Origin of the sequence: Variovorax sp. RCC_210, assembly GCF_041355175.1 — a bacterium.
GTDB lineage: Bacteria > Pseudomonadota > Gammaproteobacteria > Burkholderiales > Burkholderiaceae_C > Variovorax.
Genome location: NZ_JBFUPJ010000009.1, coordinates 1 through 15,911 on the forward strand (window position 1 = coordinate 1; position 15,911 = coordinate 15,911).

Consider the following 15,911-nt stretch of genomic DNA (forward strand, 5'->3'; position numbering starts at 1 on the left):
AGGGTCGCCTTTTCTTTGGCTACTTTCTTTTGGCGAAGCAAAAGAAAGTAGATCGCCCGCCGGGGCGAGACCCGGCCCCGGAAAACAAACAACCCAATAAAGCCTATATCCGCAACTACAAAAGCTGAAGCGCCAAGCAGCGGCACAATACCCCCCGCCCCGTGCGGCAGCGCAACGGCCAGCGCCCGCAACCCTCCCTCTGGAGACCAAGATCATGAAAGCAACCTGGAACGGCGTCACCATCGCCGAAAGCGACGACACCGTGCTTGTCGAAGGCAACCACTATTTCCCGATGAGTTCGCTCCATCGCGATCACGTGACCTTCAGCAACCACAAGACCACCTGCCCCTGGAAAGGCACCGCGAGCTACTACTCGCTGCTGGTCAACGGCGAGCTCAACACCGACGCCGCCTGGTACTACGCCGACCCCAAGCCCGAAGCCGAAGAAATCCGCGACCGCGTGGCGTTCTGGAAGGACGTGAAGGTCAGCGCACAGTGACCACGGCCGCGTTCACTCCCCCGTTCATCGCTCCCGCCGAACTGCCCGCCGCGCTGCGCGAGCAGGGCTACGCGGTGCTGAGCCCGCAGGGTGTCAGCGAATGGCTGGGCGTGCCGCTGGCGCAACTCGAGGCACTGCATGCCGACTGGAACGCGCTCCCGCCCGACGAATACCTGAAGGACGGCGGGCGCTACCGCACGCGGCGCCACGCGTGCTTCACGGTCGAGTCCGACGACCACGCCACGCTGGCGCAGGTGTCGCACCGCGCGCACTGGCAGCCGGTGGAATACAACGCGCTGCATGGCGGCATGCAGCGCTGGTTCGCCCCCATGCTCGAAGACACGGTGGCGCAACCGGTCTGGCAGCGCCTGCTGCAGCAGCTCGGCAAGGCCAGCAGCGACATGCGCGGCGCGCCGCAGCGCTGGTACGTGGAAGCGCACCAGTTCCGCATCGACACGGCCGGCGGCATCGGCCGGCCGACGCCCGAAGGCGCGCACCGCGACGGTGTGGACCTGGTGGCGGTGGCGCTGGTCGGGCGGCACGGCATCAAGGGCGGCGAGACGCGCGTGTTCGAGGCCAACGGCCGCCGTGGCGAGCGCTTCACCATGACCGAGCCGTGGAGCCTGCTGGTGCTCGACGACGCACGCGTGATCCATGAGTCCACGCCCATCCAGCCGCTCGAAGAGGGCGGCGAAGGCTGGCGCGACACGTTGGTCATCACCTGCCGCGCCAAGGGTTTCCAGGGGGACTGATCCCGCGCGAAAGCGTGTCAAAAGCGTGTGAAGGGCGTGTGGAGCGCACACGCAGAAGGCGCTCGCGCAAAGCGCTGTGCCGTTGCTGGCCGGAGTCCTACAGGCCCGTCATGCAACAGAGGTTAAATTCGAGTCCCGGTCCCTTGTGTCTTCTTCAGGGACCGTGTCTGTCTGCGAACGAAAGCGAGGTCCCGCCATGTTCAATCACATCCTGGTTCCGATCGACGGCTCCGAAACTTCCATGCTCGCCGTCAGCAAGGCCAGCGGCCTCGCATTGGCCTTCGGAAGCCGCATCACGCTGATTCACGTGATCGACAACTACCCCTTCATCGGCGTGGGCGCGGACTACGCGCTCGGCCAGAACGAATACCTCGCCGCCGCCACGGCCAGCGCCAACGCGGCGCTCGCACGCGGCGTGGCCGCCCTGGCGGCCGAAGGCCTGCACAGCGACCAGCGCGTGATCGACGGCCATGTGGTACACGAAGGCATCGTCGACACGGCCATCGCCATCGCGGCCGACCTGATCGTGATGGGCTCGCACGGCCGCAGTGGCATCGAGAAGCTGCTGCTGGGCAGCGTGACGCAGCGCGTGCTGCAGGACGCGAACATGCCGGTGCTGGTGGTCAAGGGCGGCTTGTACTAAGACCCAGACGAAAGAAGCCGAGAAAAAGAGCCGAAGTCGACGCTCAAGCAGGCACGAAATCAGGCGCTCGCCGCAAGCGGAGCGCCTGCTGCGTCACCGGGTGCACGAAGCCCAGCTCGCTCGCGTGCAACAACAGCCTCGGTGCGCGTGCCTGCAGGGCGGCGTCGCCGTACAAGGCATCGCCCAGGATGGGATGGCCGATCGACAGCAGGTGCACGCGCAGCTGGTGCGAACGCCCGGTCAATGGCTCCAGCAGCACATGCGTCGAAGCGCCCCCCTGGTCTGAAGACGAAGACACCGCCTTCCACCGCGTGAGGCTCGGCTTGCCTGCGGGGTCGACCTTCTGCAGCGGGCGGCGAGGCCAGTCGGCCGCGAGCGGCGCATCGATCGAACACCAGTCGTCCCGCATCGGCATCGTGCCATCGACGATGGCTTCGTAGCGCTTGTGCACGCGGCGCTCGGCAAAGGCCGCGCTCAGTGCGCGCTGCATCTCGATGCCGCGCGCCATCACCACCAGGCCGCTGGTGCCCATGTCGAGCCGGTGCACGATGAGCGCGTCGGGCCAGCGCCGCATGGCGCGCGCGCTCAGGCAGTCCTGCTTGTCCTCGCCGCGGCCGGGCACGCAGAGCAGGCCGGCGGGCTTGTCGAGCACCAGCAGGAACGGGTCCTCGTGCACGACATCGACAGTGGGTTCAGCGACGGGTTCAGCGGCGGGGAAGGGCGGCGGCGTGGTCATGGAGGCGTCGAGTGTAGAGACGCCCGCTGACGGCCTCGGAGGCTTCCCGAAGCGTCCTGGAAGGCCGCCGCGCGCCACAAAGCGCCGTGCAGGGCCGTTGGGGCGCCCTCACGACCCGCTCACGAAGCCTCGGCTATCCTCGAACGAATGTCCGGCCCCGCTCCCGCTTTCACCCCTTCTCCCGAGTCTCCCGATTCCCCCGATGCCCCTGCCGTTCCGGCCGCGGGCACAGCCTCTCCCCCCAGCTTTTCGGACCTGACACGCGAACGCCCGTTCATGCAGATGTGGACGGCGCGCCTGTTCGGCACCGCCGCCTCGCAGATGCTGCTGGTGGCCATCGGCTGGCACATGTACGACCTGACGGGCAGCGCGTGGGACCTGGGCCTGGTCGGGCTCTACCAGTTCGTGCCGGCGCTGCTGCTGGCGCTGCTGGCCGGCCACATCGTCGACCGCCACCACCGGGGCCGCATCGTGGCTGCCTGCTTCGCGGTGCAGGGGCTGGTGGCGCTGGCGCTGCTCCTGGCGGTGCTGGAAAAGCACGACACGCGCGGCCTGCTGCTGGGCCTGTCGCTGGTGCTGGGCGCGGTGCGCGCCTTCCAGATGCCCGCGCAGCAGGCCCTGACGCCGCTGCTGGTGCCGCCGACCATGCTGTCGCGCGCCATGGCCTTCAGCTCGGCCGGCATGCAGGGCGCGATCATCGGCGGGCCGGCCCTGGGCGGGCTGCTGTTCGTGGCGGGCATGGCGGTGGTCTACGGGGCCAGCGTGGTGTGCTTCGCGCTGGCCTGCGCGCTGGTGCTGCGGCTGCGCTACGCCTACACGCCCGCCGCGCGCGAGCCGGTCACGCTGGCCACGGTGTTCGCAGGCGTCGATTTCATCTGGAAGCGCAAGCCCGTGCTCGGCGCGGTCTCGCTCGACCTGTTCGCGGTGCTGCTGGGCGGCGCGGTGGCGCTGCTGCCCATCTACGCCAAGGACATCCTGCACACGGGCCCCTGGGGCCTTGGCCTGCTGCGCGGCGCACCGGCGGTGGGCGCGCTGGTGATGTCCATCGCGCTCACGCGCCGGCCGGTGGAACGCCATGTGGGCCGCACGCTGCTGATGGCCATTGCGCTGTTCGGGCTGTGCATGGTGGTGTTCGGCATTTCGAAGAGCTTCATCGTGTCGCTCATCGCGCTGGCGGTCTCGGGCGGCGCCGACATGGTCAACGTGGTGATCCGCCAGACGCTGGTGCAGCTGGAAACGCCCGACGGCATGCGCGGGCGGGTGAGCGCGGTGAACTCGATCTTCATCGGCGCGAGCAACCAGTTGGGCGAGTTCGAGTCGGGCGCCACGGCGGCGCTGCTGGGGCCGGTCGGCTCGGTGGTGGTGGGCGGCGTGGGCACGATGTTGGTGGCCATCACCTGGTTCAAGCTGTTCCCCTCGCTGGCGCAGCGCGACCGGCTGGTGGTGGCGGTGCCTGCGGTGGCGGGCGTGCCGGTGGCGGTGCCCACGGTACCGGCTGCGCGGCCCTAGTCTGAAAACCTAGTCGGCGAAGAGAGCGCGCGCGCCCGGCACCTCGAGCGACAGGTCGCTCACGGCCTCGGCCACGCAGGGCAGGATCCAGCCCTCGTCTTTTTCGTCGGCGCTCAGCCCGGGCCACTGGATGGTGTGGCGGCTTTCGCCCGACAGCCGCTTGCAGATGCAGGTGCGGCAGGTGCCGTTGCGGCACGAGGCGGGCAGTTCGATGCCGCTGGCTTCGGCGGCGTTCAGCAAGGTGGTGCCGGCCTCGGTGTCGAACGCGAGGCCCGACGGCGAGAGTCGAACCTTCATGGCTGGGGTGGGATTTCTGGCGGCTTCGGTTGCTGCTGCGCTTGCTGATCTTGCTGCTTTTCTTGCTGTTGTTCTCGGCGTTGCTCGCGCAGCATGAAGAGATAGAGGCTCTCGACCTTCTCGCGCGCCCACGGCGTCTTGCGCAGGAATTTCAGGCTGGAGCCCACGCTCGGGTCGATCGCAAAACAACGGATGGGAACCAGCTCGCTCAGGTGCTCCCATCCGTAGTAGTCGGCCAGCGTGGTGACGATGGCCTCCAGCGTGAGCCCGTGCAGCGGGTTGCGCGGCTGGACTTTCCTGGCCGCAGCGGCCGGGTCTGCCGCCGCCGCCGTTGCTGCGGGGGCCGGGGCCGGTGCTGGCGCGTCGCCGGTCACTTGTTCTTGAGCTTGCCGCGCGGAATGACCGCGGTGGTGATCGTGCGCACCGGCTCGATGCCGCCGGTGCCCACGGGCTTGGGTGGCGAAGTGTCCTTCTTCGGTTTCTTCGCTTCCTTGTTGGCGCGTTGCTGACCTTTGGCCATGTCGATTTCTCCTGTTGTTACGACGGATACAGCAGGCAGTTTAGCGGTGCAGCGACAATACGCGGTTCCATCCGATTCCCCGCATTCATGTCAGATTACGAAGTTCGCCCCGCTACCCTGCGCGACGCCAAGGCCGTCGCAGAAGTCCATGCCCTGGCCGCCAAGGCCGCCTACCAAGGCATCCTCCCCGAAGAAGAACTGCCCGTGCTGGCCCCGGCCTCGCGCGAGGCCAAGTGGCGCGAAGCCATCGAATACAGCGAACCGCAGGTCCGCGTGGCCGTGCTGGGCAGCGAAATCGTCGGTTTCGTGGGCTACGACCGCTCGCGAGACCCCAAGACGCCGCCCACCACGGGCGAGATCTGGGCCATCTACGTCAAGCCCGAGCACTGGGACAAGGGCGTGGGCGTGGCCCTGTGGGACGCCGCCCGCGAAGGCCTGGAAGAAGAAGGCTGCACCACCGTGACCGTGTGGGTGCCCATTCGCAACGACCGCGCCCTGCGCTTTCATGAACTCGCCGGCTTCAAGCGCGAGATGAAGACCGCCAAGACGACCGCCATGGGTTCCGTGCGCGTCGAGGAAATCCGCCTGAAGCGCAGCGTCGCCTGAAGTTCATGAGCCCCGACAGCAGCACTGGCGAAAGCACCACCGGTCACGCCGCGCGCGTGCGCGCCCACCAGCGCCGCACCACCCTCGTGCAGTGGATTCGCCGCACCCACGGCTGGTTCGGCCTGTGGGGCGCGGTGCTGGGCTTGCTGTTCGGGTTCAGCGGCATCTGGCTCAACCACCGCAACGTGTTGAAGCTGCCGCAGGCCCAGGAGCGCACCCGCGCGCAACTGGCGCTGCCCGAGCCCGTGCCCGAGACGCCCGAGGCCATGAGCCGCTGGCTGCAGGACGCGCTGCGCATGAGCGGCCCGCCCAATTCGAGCCGCATCGAGCCGGCCAAGCCGGTGGCCTGGGCCGACAAGAGCGACAAGGGCGCCCCCGCGCTCACGCAGCCGGCCCACTGGGTCTTCAATTTCGGCGGCCCGAACGAGATCGTGCAGGCCGAGTACTGGCACGGCAACCGTTCGGTCGGCGTGACCACCACGCACAACGGCTTCGTCGCCACGCTCACCAACATGCACAAGGGCGGCGGCATGCCGCTGCCGTGGATCCTGCTGGTCGACACGCTCGCCGGCAGCCTGATCTTCCTGTCGCTCTCGGGCGTGGCGCTGTGGATGCTCACGCACCGCCGCCGCCGCGTGGGGCTGGTGCTGTTCGGCGCTTCGCTGGCCGCGGTGCTGGGGCTGGCGCTCAGCGCGCTCTGATTCGCCGGCCGCAAGTGCGCATTGCGGCCTGCTTCGGGTCGGTTGCGTACGGGTATTGAAGGGGCGGGGCGGCGGCTGCGGCTAAGCTCGCCGCTTCTTTTCAACCCCCCGCATTGCCCATGGCCACCAGCCTGCTCCTGCTGCTCGACGACATAGCGACCGTTCTCGACGACGTGTCGATCCTCACCAAGGTGGCCGCCAAGAAAACGGCCGGCGTGCTGGGCGACGACCTGGCGCTCAATGCGCAGCAGGTGTCCGGCGTGCGGGCCGAGCGCGAAATTCCGGTGGTGTGGGCCGTGTGCAAGGGCTCGTTCATCAACAAGGCCATCCTGGTGCCGGCCGCGCTGGCCATCGGCACCTGGCTGCCCTGGCTGGTGACGCCGCTGCTGATGGTGGGCGGCGCATTCCTCTGCTTCGAAGGCACCGAGAAGCTCGCGCACAAATTCCTGCACAAGAACGAACACGACGCCGACACCGCGCGCCACGAGAAGGCCGTGGCCGACGCCGCGGTCGACGTGGTGGCCATGGAGAAAGACAAGATCAAGGGCGCCGTGCGCACCGACTTCATTCTCTCGGCCGAAATCATCGCCATCACGCTGGGCACCGTGCAGGGCCAGCCCTTCACGACGCAGCTGAGCGTGCTGGTGGGCATTGCGCTGATCATGACCATCGGCGTGTACGGCCTGGTGGCCGGCATCGTGAAGCTCGACGACGCGGGCCTCTACCTGAGCCAGCGTGCGAGCGCCGGCGCGCAGGCCCTGGGCCGCGGCATCCTGTGGGCGGCACCGTGGCTCATGAAGGCGCTGTCGGTGGCGGGCACGGCGGCCATGTTCCTGGTGGGCGGCGGCATCCTGGTGCACGGCGTGCCGGCGCTGGGCCATGCGGTGGAAGACTGGGCCAAGGCCACGGGCGGCGTGTTCGGCACGCTCGGCTCGATGGGCGTGAACGCCGGCGTGGGCCTGGTGGCCGGCGCCATCGTGCTGGCGGTGGTGGAGCTGGTCGGCAAGCTGCGCAAGAAGAAGGCCTGAAAAGCTCGCAGGGCCTGGGGCGCAACGCCCAAGGCTGTCACTGTCAGGGAGCCGAGCTGCTCCCTTTGCTAAAAACCCGCCGAGGGGCGGGTTTTGTCGTTGTTTTTCGTTATGGGCGCGGCTGCCTGGCCCGCTTGATCAGCTCGCCCACGACCAGCACCGCACCCAGCACCAGCGCGAACCAGCCCACCAGGTAGGCCCCCGCGACCATCTCGAACCAGCGCGTGCCCTGCAGGAAGCGCGGGCCCAGCAGAACGGCGGCGCCGATCACCAGGCAGAGGATGCCGCGTTCGAGCGTGCGGAGTTGTCGTTTGGGTTGCGCCATGGCTTGTCTTCGTTCGGGGGAGGGTGGATCAGTGCGTCATTGTCCCGCGCATCGCGGCCGGATGACCCTGCAGCGGAAACGACTTGCCCGTGGGCACCAGCGTGTCGCCGTCGAGCCGCAGGATGGTGATGTCCTGGTCGATGAAGTTGCCCACGTACAGGTACTTGCCGTCGGCGCTCCACACCGCGCCTTCGGGCAGGCCGCGCACCACCACCTCGTTGGCGCGCGTGACCTTCTTGCCGTCGATCTTCAGCAGTACCACCGAGCCGTTGCGGTTGTAGAAGTAGGCGTTCTTCGCCGAATTGCTGCCGCGCAATATCACGGCCACCGCATGCCTGCCGGTCGGGCTCACGGCCAGGCCTTCGGGGCCGTCGCCGACCACCACCTTGTCGACAACGCGCGGCGGCGCCGCCTCCATGTCGATCACGCTCACAGTGTCGACCTGCCCGTCGGAGGCGCCCGCGTTGCCGTTGTCGGCCGTGAGCGCCAGCTTGCCGTCGGGTGTCACGTCGACGTTGTAGGGCCACAGGCCCGCGGCCAGGTCGACCTTGTTGTAGCTGACCTTCTCGCCGTCGACCTCGAGCAGGGCGATCTTGTGGCTGGTGAACTTGGCCGCCAGCGCGCGCCTGCCGTCGGGCGTGAAGCGCACGTGCGCCACCGACTCGCCCATGGCCACGGTGTCGACCAGCGTCACCTGCTTGCCCGCGATGCGCAGCACGCTCACCGAGTTGTCGGCGCGGTTGGCCACCAGCGCCAGGTTGCCCGCGCGGTTGATCGACAGGCCCGAGGGCTGCTTGCCGACCTGCAGGGTGTCGAGCAGCTTGGGCGGCGTGGTGGTCAGGTCGATGACGAACAGGCGGTTGTCGGGCACCTGCTTGCGCACGCCGTTCTCCTCGACCACGTTGAGCGAGTTGGCGACCAGCGCCAGCGTTTCGCCGGGCGTGATCGCCAGGTTGGTGGGCGGGCCGGCGATGGTGTTGTCCAGCTGCAGCGTGCCCAGTACCCTGGGCGCCAGCGGGTCGGTGCCGATGTCGAGCACCTGCACCGTGTCGCGCCCCATGGGCGAGAGGATGACGGCGCCGGCGTCGTTCCACGATTGCTTCTCGTCGTTGGCGACCAGCATCAGCTGGCGCTGGGGGACGGTGGGCGTCATCGAGGTGCAGGCTGCCAGGGTGGCCAGCGCAAGGGCCGCGAGCGCGGCGGGGCGGAATGCCATGGTGTCTGTCTCCGGTGTTGTTGTGGGGCGCATCGTATCGAACCATGCGGACCGCGCGAACCGCACAATCGTCCGACTCCATCACCGGAACCCCTGTCATGAGCATCGAGATATCGAAGGAAGCGCGCCAGCTCGCCATCACCTCCATCGAACGCTACTTCCGCGAGAACATGGAAGAGCCCATCGGCAACATCGCGGCGGGCGCGTTGCTCGGCTTCTTCCTGGAAGAGGTGGGGCCGCTGGTCTACAACAAGGCGGTGGCCGAGGTGCAGGAACGGCTGCAGTCGCGCATCTCCGAGATCGACCTCGAGGTGCACGAGGACGAGTTCCAGTACTGGCGCAAGTACGACAGGCAGAAGAAGGGCCGCCAGGGCTGAATCCACTGAGGCGCCACTGAAGCGCCACTGAAGCACCGCCGTCGCGTCCACGCATCGCCGCGCATTCAAAAGTGCTTCAAAACGTTGCAGAATTCGAAGCCATGCATCTCCACCGCACGCCCCCACGCCGCGCGCCCGCCGCGGCCCTTCGCACGCTCGCCGCCTTGCCCCTCGCGCTCGCCGCATCCGTCGCCATCGCGCAGCAGAACCCGGCCGACTTCCCGCTCGACGCGGTCGGCTACCTGAACGAGGAGCTGCCCCGCATGGACGCCGCCATCGCCGCGAAGGACCGCAGCTTCTTCCATGGCGCGATGGTGCGCACGGTGCAGTTCTCGGAGCGCTGGGGCTTCAAGGTCACGGCCAACCCCGACCTGGCGGCCTACCCGATGTGCACCGCCGCCGTCATGGACTACGCTGTGGTCGGCATGTGCCGGCTCGCGCCTTCCGACGAATGCGAGCCCGGCCTGGCCCCGCGCCTGGACGCGAACGTGAAGCGCTGCCGCGAGGTGGCCGCGAAAAAATAAACCCGCTCTTGGAGACACCGCCGCCATGGACTACGCCCGCTACCAGACCCTTGCCATCACGCGCCGGGGCGCCAACGGCGCGGTGCTCGACATCCAGATGCGCGCGGCCAACGGCAAGCTGCCCACGGCGGGCCACGACGGGCACCGCGAGCTGGCGGAAATCTGGCGCGACGTGTCCGCCGACGACTCGGTGCGCTGCGCCGTGCTGCGCGGCGAAGGCCTGGGCTTCTCGGGCGGCGGCGACCTCGCGATGGTGCAGGACATGACCACCGACGACGCGGTGCGCCAGCGCGTGTGGAAAGAGGCGCGCGACCTGGTCTACAACCTCATCAACTGCGACAAGCCCATCGTGAGCGCCATGCACGGCCCGGCCGTGGGCGCCGGGCTGGTGGCGGGGCTGCTGGCCGACATTTCGATCGCCACGAAGAACGCGAAGATCGTCGACGGCCACACCCGCCTGGGCGTGGCTGCGGGCGACCATGCGGCCATCGTGTGGCCGCTGCTGTGCGGCATGGCCAAGGCCAAGTACCACCTGCTGCTGTGCGAGCCGGTGAGCGGGGAGGAGGCCGAGCGCATCGGCCTGGTGTCGCTGGCGGTGGAAGAAGCCGACCTGCTGCCGCGCGCCTACGAGGTGGCCGACCGGCTCGCCGCCGGCAGCCAGAGCGCCATTCGCCTGACCAAGTACGCGCTGAACAACTGGCTGCGCCAGGCCGGCCCGACCTTCGACGCCTCGCTGGCGCTCGAGTTCATGGGCTTCGCCGGCGCCGACGTGCGCGAAGGCGTGGCCTCGCTGCGCGAACGGCGCGCGCCCAACTTCAGTTGAGGTCGGCGCGCCTGCCGCGTCAGGCCTTGCGCAGGCCTTGCAGCGTCTGCAGCAGCACGACGCGCGTCTGGCCCAGCACCATGCCCTTCCACTCTTCGTTGTCGCAGTAGAACGCGTCGCGCAGCCGCTGGCGGATCTCGCGCTTCTGCGATTCCGGCGCCTCGGGGTGGCGGCGCAGCCAGGTGTCGGCGCGCAGGCGGTCGAGCACTTCCAGGTCGGGCAGCGTGCCGAACTCCAGGCCCATGGGCGCGACGCGCGCGTTCGGGCATTCGTCGTACGCGGTCGAGATCACCGGGCCCGACACGTCGGCCGAGGCCGAGTCGCCGGCAAACGGCGCGAACACGTCGGCGCCCCACCATTCATGCGCCAGCGCCAGGTCTTCGGGCGTGTTGCGGCCGGGGTAGATCTTCTCGCCGTGGCCGTAGGGGCCCAGGCCGGTGTGCACGTCGATCCAGCCCAGGTGCGTGGCCGACGCGGCGTACTTGCGCAGGATCGCGCGGATGGTCTTGTTGCTCCACGACGGCGCGGTGCCGCCGTAGAACAGGCCGTCGGGCGAGGTGTACTGGCCCTTGGTCACGGCGGCGCGAAAGGCCGTCATGCCGTGCTTGCCGATATAGGCGTGCACGGCCGCTTCGTCGGCGGGCGTGGGCGGCCAGGCGTCGGGCAGCACCAGCGGCTCGACCTCGGCATAGGCCGCGTTCACGGGCAGCGGCGCGCCGAAGTCGATGTGGTTGCGGTTCAGGTCGATGTTGTCTTCGTTCGTGCGGTGCAGGTGCGAGAAGCCGTGCGGGTTCACCGCGTGCACCAGCAGCAGCGCCACGCCGGCCTGCTGCAGCCGCGCGAGCAGGTCGGCGTCGTTCAGCGTGGCCACCTGCGCGCCCGAGCCGCAGAAGCCTTCGGGGCCGTGCGTGCCCGAGGTGACGAGCAGCACCTTCTTCGCGTCGATGGCGCCGATGAGCGCCACGTCGGTGGCCAGCTCTTCGCCGAGCGCGCCGCGGTGCTCCGGGTGCACGAACGACTCGACGGCCGCGCCGCGCTGGGCGGCGGCATCGAGGAACTTGGCGCGGGCTTCGGCGTAGGTGCCCGAGAAATGGCGCGTGGCGGCGCTGCGGTGGGTGGATGTGGTGGAAGTTGTGGACGGGGTCGACATGGCGTGGGGTTCCTGTGCTTTGGATGTCTTGAAATGAAGGAGGCGGTCGGTCCGCCGGATGCAGTCAGCCTGCAGCGCGCGATCAGCCGTTGGCGTGCGCGCCCGCCGCATCGATGTCGCGGCCCGTGTGGTCGCGCAGCCAGAGCAGGCCGAGCAGCGAGACCACCGTCATCGCCACCAGGTACCAGGCCGGCGCGAGCTTGCTGCCGGTGGCGTTCAGCAGCCAGGTGCTGATGAAGGGCGCGAAGCCGCCGAACAGGGCCACGCCCACGCTGTACACCAGCGACATGCCGCTCGCGCGCACCGCCTTGGGAAACATCTCGGGCAGCATCGTGATGCCGGGCACCGTCTGCACCACCAGGCCCAAGCTGAACACACCCAGCACCACGAACAGCACCGTGGGCGTGGGCGAGGCGTTGAGCCACAGAAAGCCCGGGTAGATGAGCAGCGCCAGCCCGATGCGGCTCCACACGATGAGCGGCTTGCGGCCCACCTTGTCGGACAGCTTGCCCACGAAGGGCGCGAAGGCGAAGGAGATGAGGCCCGTGAGCGCCGCGCCGAACAGCGCCACCGACGGCGTGAAGCCCAGCTCGCGCACCGCGTAGGTCGGCATGTAGAAGGTGACCACGTACGCGGCCGTGGTGCCGCCCACCAGCGACAGAATGGCGGCCAGCACCGTCTTGCCGTGCTGCGTGCACACGATCTTCAGGCTGCTCTCGCGCGGCTTCGCGGCCTCGGCCGGCGTGATGTGCAGCGACTCTTCCAGGTGGCGGCGGATGTACATGCCCACCGGCGCGATCAGCATGCCGATGATGAAAGGCACGCGCCAGCCCCAGCTCAGCATGGCCTCGGGCGACAGTGCCGTGGTGAGCACGCCCACCACCACCGCGCCCATCAGCACGCCCAGGCCCTGGCTGGCGAACTGCCAGCTCGCCATGTAGCCGCGGTTCGCCGGCGTGGCGTGTTCCACCAGCAGCGTGGTCGACGCGCCGACCTCGCCGCCGGCCGAGAAGCCCTGGATGAGCCGCGCCAGCACGATGACGATGGGCGCCGCCACGCCGATGGCCGCGTAGGTGGGCGTGAACGCGATCAGCGCGCAGCCCAGCGCCATCAGGAAGATGGTGAGCGTCATGGCCTTCTTGCGGCCGGCGCGGTCCGCATAGGCGCCGATGACGATGCCGCCCAGCGGCCGCATGATGAAGCCCACGCCGAAGCTCGCCACCGTCAGCAGCAGCTGGCCGTACGAATTGAAGGTCGGGAAGAACAGCTTGCCGATCACCAGGGCCAGGAAACCGTAGACCGTGAAGTCGAAAAATTCCAGCCCGTTGCCGATGGTGGTGGCCACGATGGTCTGGCGCCGGCGTGCGGGGGAGGGCGCCGAAGCCGAGGGTGCTGGCGACGCGGGTGAAAGCCGGTTGCTTGGGGTGCTCATGTCTGTCCAGTGAGTTTGCTTTTTTTCGAGGGAAGGGTCGGAGCCGGCCAAAGGCAAGCGTCGACCGCGCCGGATGCTAGAGACTCGCTGCTGTCATGAAAAGACAATAATTGGGGCGGAAAGATAACTTTTTGTTGTCATGGTTCAAACCCTATGACGGCGCAAGGCACCGATGAAACCCAACCAGTTGCACGCCTTCGTGGCCGTGGTCGAGCAGATGAGCATCCGCGCCGCCGCGCGCGTGCTGCACATTTCGCAGCCGGCCGTGACCAAGATCGTGCGCGAGCTGGAGCGCGAGGTGGGCGCCCCGCTGGTGGAGCGCAGCGTGAAGGGCGTGCGGCTGACCGAGTTCGGCCAGGCCTTTGCGCCCCGCGCGCGGCTGCTGCTGGCCGACATGCAGCGCGCCCGCGACGAGATTGCGCAGATTCGCGACGGCGCCACGGGCTCGGTGTCGATGGCCGTGAGCGCGTCTTTCGCGCTCACCGTGCTGCCCAGCGCCTTCAAGGACTTTCACACGCGCCTGCCCGCGGTCGACGTGCAGTTCAGCGAGGCCGTGCTGCCGTGGATGCTCGCGCGGCTGCGCGACGGCTACCTGGACTTTGCCGTGGCGCACGTGGTGCCCGGCACGCTCGACCCGCAGTTCGAGGCGCTGGAGCTGTTCCCGGTGCAGCTGGTGGTGGGCATGCGCAATCGCCATCCCTTGCGCGGCGCGCGCTCGCTGCTCGACCTGTACGCGGGCGAGTGGATCCTGCCGGGTGACGACCACCGCGGGCGCGATTCGGTGGCGCCGCTGTTCACGCCGCTGGGGCTGCCGCCGCCCTCGCGCATCATCCAGGGCCAGTCGGTCACGGTGGCGCTGGGGCTGGTGGGGCACATGGACCTGATCGGGCTGTTCGTCGAGCCGCTGGTCAAGCTGACCTTCAAGCGGCACGGCATCCGCCGCGTCGATGTCGAGGAGCACCTGCCCATGCTGAACGTGTGTGTGGTGCGCCGCAAGGGGCAGCTGACGACGCCGGCGGCGCAGCACTTCATCGAGTGCATCCAGCGGGCTTCGGCGGTGGCGATGGGTGCTTAGGTCGGCGGAAATTCCACGGCCGCATCGCCCGTCTTCCACGGCGCGTACTTGTGCATGGCGCGCTCGAACAGCGCCGACGCGGTCCAGCCCGCCAGCCACGCCCGGAGCAGCGGCCAGGGCTGCGCGTCGAACCAGGCCGCGTCGACCGCCGCGAACTGGCGCACGAAGGGCATCAGGGCCGCATCGGCCAGCGTGGCGTGGTCGCCCATGAGGTGATGGGTCGGGTGGGGAGAGTGGGGCGAGTGCGCCAGCCTTGCTTCGAGGCCGCGCAGCCATTGCGCGCCGCGCTCGCGCGCCGGCTCGCCGCCATCTGCATGGCGGTCCGGGTATTTGTAGCGGTCGAGCTGCGGCTTGAAGTCGATGTCGCAGGTGGCGACCAGCGCCAGCATGTCGTCCAGCGTGCCGGTCGTCGGCTGCAGCCAGCGCTGCGGGTCGTTGCGGCGCAGGGCCCAGAGCATCACGTCCAGGCTCTGCTCGATCACCTCGCCCTCTGGCGTTAGCAGCACCGGCACCGTGCCTTTGGGCGAGGCCGCGAGCATCTCGGGCGGCTTGTGCCGCAGGGCCACCTCGCGCAGCTCGCATTGCTGTTCGCCGGCCAGCAGCGCGAGGCGGGCGCGCATCGCGTAGGGGCAGCGGCGAAACGAATACAGAACGGGAAGGGTGACAGGAAGAGCGACGGGCAAAGCGACAGGCAAAGCGACGGACATTCGGGAGGGCTGCGGCAAGAGGAGCCGCCGATTTTCCGCCACGGCCGCGCGCTCGCCGCCGCGCGGGTTTTTCCAGACAATCGCAGCCCATGGCCGAACGCCTCTTCCTGCGACTCGACGACGACCCGCTGCACGGGCCGGAGTCCAGCGTGCCCGCCGGCACCTTGCGCGCGCTGCCGGTGGGTGCCGCGTTGCGTGGCCATGTGTCGCACATCCTGCGCTGCCGCGAGCGCTTCGCGGACGGCCACGAGGTGCGCGAGCGCGTGCTGCCCGACGGCGCGGTGCGGCTGGTCTTCAACTTCGGCGACGCGCCGACGGCGGATGAAAGCGAAGGCCAGCCGGTGGAGGCCATCGGCGCCTCGGCCGTGCCGGTCGTGGTGCGCATGCGGCGCCAGGTCGATGGCATTTCGGTCACCTTGCGCCCGGGCGCCGCGGCGGCCCTGCTCGGGCTGCCGGCCGGGGACATCGGCGGCAGCGCGCTGCACCTCGATGCGCTGTGGCACGGCGAAGGCGCGCGCCTGCTGGAGCGCATGGCCGAGGCGCGCGGTGACGCGGCACGCATCGCGCTGCTGCACACGGCCCTGCAACGCCGGCTCGAGGGCTGCGAGCCCGCCGGCAGCGCCATCGCCCTGCACGCGGCGCGGCGCATCGCGGCCGCGGACGGGCGCGAGCGGCTGCGCGACGTGGCCGCCGCCGTGGGCGTCGGCGAGCGGCGGCTGCAGCAGCTGTTCCATGCCCACGTCGGCCTGACGCCGGGCGCCTGGCGCCGGCTGGCGCGCATGCACGGCTGCCTGCGCGCGCTGCGCGGGCAGCCCGCGCCGGCCTGGGCCGAGGTGGCGCTGGACGGCGGCTTCTACGACCAGTCGCACCTGGTCAACGAGTTTCGTGCGCTGTGCGGCGTCACACCGACCGAGTTCCTCGGCCGGGCGATTGCGGGTTCTTCCAAGACGGCGGGTTGAGGGCGTTCTATCTTCGGCCGTTCCCAGCCAAT

21 protein-coding genes are annotated in these 15,911 nt (G+C 69.1%); 12 read left to right on the forward strand and 9 right to left on the reverse strand.

The genetic code is table 11. The annotated features are described in order from the left end of the window. Positions 1-214 precede the first annotated feature (214 nt). From AB6807_RS23105 to AB6807_RS23115, 3 genes are all read left to right on the forward strand, one after another. Positions 215-499 (forward strand): DUF427 domain-containing protein, encoded by a 285-nt coding sequence (locus AB6807_RS23105; protein ID WP_116912846.1) that lies wholly within the window; start codon positions 215-217, stop codon positions 497-499. Further along, positions 496-1,251 (forward strand): 2OG-Fe dioxygenase family protein, encoded by a 756-nt coding sequence (locus tag AB6807_RS23110; protein WP_371086389.1) that lies wholly within the window; start codon positions 496-498, stop codon positions 1,249-1,251. The genes AB6807_RS23105 and AB6807_RS23110 overlap by 4 nt, the downstream gene beginning before the upstream one ends. 196 nt (positions 1,252-1,447) lie before the next feature. After that, on the forward strand, positions 1,448-1,894 hold the full coding sequence (locus tag AB6807_RS23115) for a universal stress protein (RefSeq protein WP_116912848.1): 447 nt from the start codon (positions 1,448-1,450) through the stop codon (positions 1,892-1,894). 43 nt (positions 1,895-1,937) lie between these two features. Here AB6807_RS23115 and AB6807_RS23120 read toward each other — a convergent pair whose 3' ends face one another. Next, complete coding sequence (locus AB6807_RS23120) at positions 1,938-2,630, reverse strand: RluA family pseudouridine synthase (RefSeq protein ID WP_371086390.1); 693 nt, start codon at positions 2,628-2,630, stop codon at positions 1,938-1,940. Positions 2,631-2,906: 276 nt separating this feature from the next. Here AB6807_RS23120 and AB6807_RS23125 point away from each other — a divergent pair, with 276 nt between their 5' ends. Beyond that, a complete protein-coding gene (locus tag AB6807_RS23125; protein WP_371086391.1) occupies positions 2,907-4,139 on the forward strand; it encodes an MFS transporter in 1,233 nt (410 codons plus the stop codon). A gap of 9 nt (positions 4,140-4,148) precedes the next feature. Here the strand turns inward: AB6807_RS23125 and AB6807_RS23130 are convergent, their stop codons facing one another. Genes AB6807_RS23130 through AB6807_RS23140 form a run of 3 tightly spaced genes read right to left on the reverse strand, consistent with a single transcriptional unit; the run spans position 4,149 to position 4,956 of the window. After that, entirely contained in the window at positions 4,149-4,436 is a 288-nt protein-coding gene (locus AB6807_RS23130) for a 2Fe-2S iron-sulfur cluster-binding protein (RefSeq protein WP_371086392.1), read from the reverse strand. Further along, positions 4,433-4,810, reverse strand: a complete 378-nt coding sequence (locus AB6807_RS23135; RefSeq protein ID WP_371086393.1) for a VF530 family DNA-binding protein — start codon at positions 4,808-4,810, stop codon at positions 4,433-4,435. The genes AB6807_RS23130 and AB6807_RS23135 overlap by 4 nt, the downstream gene beginning before the upstream one ends. Continuing rightward, a complete protein-coding gene (locus AB6807_RS23140) occupies positions 4,807-4,956 on the reverse strand; it encodes a hypothetical protein (protein ID WP_015866429.1) in 150 nt (49 codons plus the stop codon). Before AB6807_RS23140 ends, AB6807_RS23135 begins: the two co-directional genes overlap by 4 nt. An 87-nt stretch (positions 4,957-5,043) precedes the next feature. Between AB6807_RS23140 and AB6807_RS23145 the strand changes: the two genes are divergently transcribed. The 3 genes from AB6807_RS23145 (at position 5,044) to AB6807_RS23155 (ending at position 7,291) form a co-directional block, all read left to right on the forward strand. Further along, complete coding sequence (locus AB6807_RS23145) at positions 5,044-5,562, forward strand: GNAT family N-acetyltransferase (RefSeq protein WP_116912853.1); 519 nt, start codon at positions 5,044-5,046, stop codon at positions 5,560-5,562. A 5-nt stretch (positions 5,563-5,567) separates the two neighbouring features. Next, entirely contained in the window at positions 5,568-6,263 is a 696-nt protein-coding gene (locus AB6807_RS23150) for a PepSY-associated TM helix domain-containing protein (RefSeq protein WP_116912854.1), read from the forward strand. Positions 6,264-6,382: 119 nt separating this feature from the next. After that, positions 6,383-7,291 carry a DUF808 domain-containing protein gene (locus tag AB6807_RS23155; RefSeq protein ID WP_371086394.1) on the forward strand — a complete coding sequence of 303 codons (909 nt, stop codon included), beginning with the start codon at positions 6,383-6,385 and terminating at the stop codon, positions 7,289-7,291. 109 nt (positions 7,292-7,400) lie between these two features. Here AB6807_RS23155 and AB6807_RS23160 read toward each other — a convergent pair whose 3' ends face one another. Both AB6807_RS23160 and AB6807_RS23165 read right to left on the reverse strand, forming a co-directional pair. Continuing rightward, the gene (locus tag AB6807_RS23160; RefSeq protein WP_371086395.1) at positions 7,401-7,616 is read right to left on the reverse strand and encodes a hypothetical protein; all 216 of its coding nucleotides are present in this window, start codon (positions 7,614-7,616) and stop codon (positions 7,401-7,403) included. Between the two features lie 28 nt (positions 7,617-7,644). Next, positions 7,645-8,832, reverse strand: coding sequence for a YncE family protein (locus AB6807_RS23165; RefSeq protein WP_371086396.1), 1,188 nt, complete (start codon positions 8,830-8,832; stop codon positions 7,645-7,647). Positions 8,833-8,930: 98 nt separating this feature from the next. Here AB6807_RS23165 and AB6807_RS23170 point away from each other — a divergent pair, with 98 nt between their 5' ends. The 3 genes from AB6807_RS23170 (at position 8,931) to AB6807_RS23180 (ending at position 10,556) form a co-directional block, all read left to right on the forward strand. Then, entirely contained in the window at positions 8,931-9,209 is a 279-nt protein-coding gene (locus AB6807_RS23170) for a DUF2164 domain-containing protein (protein ID WP_116912858.1), read from the forward strand. Between the two features lie 101 nt (positions 9,210-9,310). Then, the gene (locus AB6807_RS23175; RefSeq protein WP_371086397.1) at positions 9,311-9,733 is read left to right on the forward strand and encodes a hypothetical protein; all 423 of its coding nucleotides are present in this window, start codon (positions 9,311-9,313) and stop codon (positions 9,731-9,733) included. Positions 9,734-9,758: 25 nt separating this feature from the next. Next, positions 9,759-10,556: an enoyl-CoA hydratase/isomerase family protein gene (locus AB6807_RS23180; RefSeq protein WP_116912860.1), complete on the forward strand. Its 798-nt coding sequence runs from the start codon at positions 9,759-9,761 to the stop codon at positions 10,554-10,556. 19 nt (positions 10,557-10,575) lie between these two features. Here the strand turns inward: AB6807_RS23180 and AB6807_RS23185 are convergent, their stop codons facing one another. Together AB6807_RS23185 and AB6807_RS23190 are read right to left on the reverse strand one after the other, a co-directional pair. Then, positions 10,576-11,706 carry a M14 family metallopeptidase gene (locus tag AB6807_RS23185; RefSeq protein ID WP_371086398.1) on the reverse strand — a complete coding sequence of 377 codons (1,131 nt, stop codon included), beginning with the start codon at positions 11,704-11,706 and terminating at the stop codon, positions 10,576-10,578. Positions 11,707-11,788: 82 nt separating this feature from the next. Next, on the reverse strand, positions 11,789-13,138 hold the full coding sequence (locus tag AB6807_RS23190; protein ID WP_371086399.1) for an MFS transporter: 1,350 nt from the start codon (positions 13,136-13,138) through the stop codon (positions 11,789-11,791). A gap of 172 nt (positions 13,139-13,310) precedes the next feature. Here AB6807_RS23190 and AB6807_RS23195 point away from each other — a divergent pair, with 172 nt between their 5' ends. Continuing rightward, positions 13,311-14,213, forward strand: coding sequence for a LysR family transcriptional regulator (locus AB6807_RS23195; RefSeq protein WP_371086400.1), 903 nt, complete (start codon positions 13,311-13,313; stop codon positions 14,211-14,213). Here AB6807_RS23195 and AB6807_RS23200 read toward each other — a convergent pair. Beyond that, positions 14,210-14,920 (reverse strand): glutathione S-transferase, encoded by a 711-nt coding sequence (locus AB6807_RS23200; protein ID WP_371086401.1) that lies wholly within the window; start codon positions 14,918-14,920, stop codon positions 14,210-14,212. The two genes, AB6807_RS23195 and AB6807_RS23200, sit on opposite strands and share 4 nt — an antisense overlap. An 89-nt stretch (positions 14,921-15,009) precedes the next feature. Between AB6807_RS23200 and AB6807_RS23205 the strand changes: the two genes are divergently transcribed. Beyond that, positions 15,010-15,879, forward strand: coding sequence for a helix-turn-helix domain-containing protein (locus AB6807_RS23205; RefSeq protein WP_371086402.1), 870 nt, complete (start codon positions 15,010-15,012; stop codon positions 15,877-15,879). Positions 15,880-15,911 lie beyond the last annotated feature (32 nt).

Coding starts and splice junctions, on each gene's coding strand:
- AB6807_RS23155 (WP_371086394.1), top strand. CDS start 6,383: ATGGCCACCAGCCTGCTCCTGCTGCTCGACGACATAGCGACCGTTCTC.
- AB6807_RS23145 (WP_116912853.1), top strand. CDS start 5,044: ATGTCAGATTACGAAGTTCGCCCCGCTACCCTGCGCGACGCCAAGGCC.
- AB6807_RS23130 (WP_371086392.1), bottom strand. CDS start 4,436: ATGAAGGTTCGACTCTCGCCGTCGGGCCTCGCGTTCGACACCGAGGCC.
- AB6807_RS23185 (WP_371086398.1), bottom strand. CDS start 11,706: ATGTCGACCCCGTCCACAACTTCCACCACATCCACCCACCGCAGCGCC.
- AB6807_RS23105 (WP_116912846.1), top strand. CDS start 215: ATGAAAGCAACCTGGAACGGCGTCACCATCGCCGAAAGCGACGACACC.
- AB6807_RS23160 (WP_371086395.1), bottom strand. CDS start 7,616: ATGGCGCAACCCAAACGACAACTCCGCACGCTCGAACGCGGCATCCTC.
- AB6807_RS23180 (WP_116912860.1), top strand. CDS start 9,759: ATGGACTACGCCCGCTACCAGACCCTTGCCATCACGCGCCGGGGCGCC.
- AB6807_RS23115 (WP_116912848.1), top strand. CDS start 1,448: ATGTTCAATCACATCCTGGTTCCGATCGACGGCTCCGAAACTTCCATG.
- AB6807_RS23190 (WP_371086399.1), bottom strand. CDS start 13,138: ATGAGCACCCCAAGCAACCGGCTTTCACCCGCGTCGCCAGCACCCTCG.
- AB6807_RS23125 (WP_371086391.1), top strand. CDS start 2,907: ATGCAGATGTGGACGGCGCGCCTGTTCGGCACCGCCGCCTCGCAGATG.
- AB6807_RS23140 (WP_015866429.1), bottom strand. CDS start 4,956: ATGGCCAAAGGTCAGCAACGCGCCAACAAGGAAGCGAAGAAACCGAAG.
- AB6807_RS23195 (WP_371086400.1), top strand. CDS start 13,311: ATGAAACCCAACCAGTTGCACGCCTTCGTGGCCGTGGTCGAGCAGATG.
- AB6807_RS23200 (WP_371086401.1), bottom strand. CDS start 14,920: ATGTCCGTCGCTTTGCCTGTCGCTTTGCCCGTCGCTCTTCCTGTCACC.
- AB6807_RS23175 (WP_371086397.1), top strand. CDS start 9,311: ATGCATCTCCACCGCACGCCCCCACGCCGCGCGCCCGCCGCGGCCCTT.
- AB6807_RS23120 (WP_371086390.1), bottom strand. CDS start 2,630: ATGACCACGCCGCCGCCCTTCCCCGCCGCTGAACCCGTCGCTGAACCC.
- AB6807_RS23170 (WP_116912858.1), top strand. CDS start 8,931: ATGAGCATCGAGATATCGAAGGAAGCGCGCCAGCTCGCCATCACCTCC.
- AB6807_RS23165 (WP_371086396.1), bottom strand. CDS start 8,832: ATGGCATTCCGCCCCGCCGCGCTCGCGGCCCTTGCGCTGGCCACCCTG.
- AB6807_RS23150 (WP_116912854.1), top strand. CDS start 5,568: ATGAGCCCCGACAGCAGCACTGGCGAAAGCACCACCGGTCACGCCGCG.
- AB6807_RS23205 (WP_371086402.1), top strand. CDS start 15,010: ATGGCCGAACGCCTCTTCCTGCGACTCGACGACGACCCGCTGCACGGG.